This is a genomic window from Staphylococcus sp. HMSC055C03, from assembly GCF_001809385.1.
GTDB classification, from domain to species: domain Bacteria; phylum Bacillota; class Bacilli; order Staphylococcales; family Staphylococcaceae; genus Staphylococcus; species Staphylococcus simulans.
This window is the reverse complement of record NZ_KV797492.1, coordinates 1-1,628: the sequence shown is the minus strand read 5'-3', so window position 1 is coordinate 1,628 and position 1,628 is coordinate 1. Positions and strand designations below refer to the sequence as shown.

Below are 1,628 nucleotides of genomic sequence, written 5' to 3'. Positions count from 1 at the left end.
CTGGTACTTGCACCTATGTGAAAATGATTTAATGATAAAGGCGGTGCGTTAAATGAATGAATATAAAGAGGGATATATATTGGAAGAGAAAAATATTCTATTAAAAAAGATTGTTAAAACTAAAGGTGATGGTAGTAAAGGCAATCCAGTCAGAAAAATAACGCAATATTATAGTCAACAAAGAGATCTAATTTTTCAATTAGATCCATTTGTTGATAATGAAATGATTTCATCAGCATCTAACACACTTAATTCAGCTGAAACAAAATGCCCTAAAGAATGAATTAGTTTTTTCATGTCAGTTATATCCTTGTTTTTAATTTTGCGATAATAATGCGTTTCATCATTACCTAGATATGAAATAGCTTTAGCGAGTTTCACTATTGAGTTATTATCAATTTTTTTAATACATTGTGCAAGTGGTTTAGCTTTTATATCATCAAAATTTTCATCTTCTTTCATGTATATTAAGTAATCTTTAACCAAAAACTCAATAGCTTTTCTGTACCCTACTCCAGCTATTTCATTTAGTTTCTTATTTTCAGCTTGCTTGGATTGTAAATAAATCTCTTTGAATTTTGGGGAAATTTTTTCCAATGATTTTGGAAAGGGATAATAAATATCTGGTATTTCAGGATATTCTAATAACTCTGTTCTGTATCCGGCTATCGAGTTATCAAAACGGTAATTAACTTGATACTCCAAACAATAAAATCTTTTACATTTTGGATGAGAGCATTGAAATGTAATTACTAAATTACTTTCTAATTTTGCATTTAAAGCACTATGAAGAGAAACTTTAGGTTCAGCGTAATTATGGCAAATAGGACATTTATCTAAATAATAAAATAAGACATTTAAATAGCTGGTACCGGATTCGTTTGAACATTTTAAAATCGATTTTTCCATGTAAAGCACCTCGCTTTAGTTATTAAATTTAATTATACAAAAATAATAAAAGAAAGTATAGGTAGTATGTATCAAGAGAATTGTCGAACAATTGGAACAAGAGTTACAAAGTAAAAGTGTAAAGGGGTTTGTGATTGATGCAAGCCCCACACGCATTACTGTGTTAGCTGACAGAGCTGATTATGAACGCAACAGGAGGAATTGGAATGAAATACAAATACATGGAAAAACAAGTAGAAGGTGCTAAAGCGTTGGCGGAAAAATACCCACACATGCAAACACATCAAGATATTTATCGAGAGCATGTAGAGGTGCTGGAAAAAGCAAAGGCGTTTGATGAGATAAAAGAATTAATTAATTGGTTTGATGAGATTGAACCTTATGAGTTTAAAGCTCAAGTAGTAAGAATAAAAAGAATTATTAACAATTTGGAGCGTGAAGAATAATGGTAGTTAAAGAAGCATTAAAAAAACTAGAGGAAAAAGGTTTTCAACTTCAAGAAGATAAAGCTATTTTTGAATTAGAAGATGGTACTTTAAAGATTTACATTGACCATGAAGAAGAAACAATAAAAACAGTGTTAAGTGGTTTAAATGTATTTATGTCTGAAGATTTAAAAGATAGAAGTATGGAGAGCATTATGTATGAATTAGCTGGTATTGATGAGGAGGACAAAAACAATGATTAAACTACAAATTAAACTACTCTCAGAAAACGCA

The 1,628-nt window shown here is 29.9% G+C and carries 3 protein-coding genes; 2 read left to right on the top strand and 1 reads right to left on the bottom strand.

Annotated elements, in window-relative coordinates:
* Window positions 1-195: 195 nt before the first annotated feature.
* Complete coding sequence (locus HMPREF2603_RS13015) at window positions 196-909, bottom strand: DUF4145 domain-containing protein (protein ID WP_083297513.1); 714 nt, start codon at window positions 907-909, stop codon at window positions 196-198.
* Window positions 910-1,115: 206 nt separating this feature from the next.
* Here HMPREF2603_RS13015 and HMPREF2603_RS06820 point away from each other — a divergent pair, with 206 nt between their 5' ends.
* The gene (locus HMPREF2603_RS06820) at window positions 1,116-1,355 is read left to right on the top strand and encodes a hypothetical protein (RefSeq protein WP_060804375.1); all 240 of its coding nucleotides are present in this window, start codon (window positions 1,116-1,118) and stop codon (window positions 1,353-1,355) included.
* A complete protein-coding gene (locus tag HMPREF2603_RS06815; protein WP_060804374.1) occupies window positions 1,355-1,597 on the top strand; it encodes a hypothetical protein in 243 nt (80 codons plus the stop codon). The genes HMPREF2603_RS06820 and HMPREF2603_RS06815 overlap by 1 nt, the downstream gene beginning before the upstream one ends.
* The last annotated feature ends 31 nt before the right edge of the window (window positions 1,598-1,628 follow it).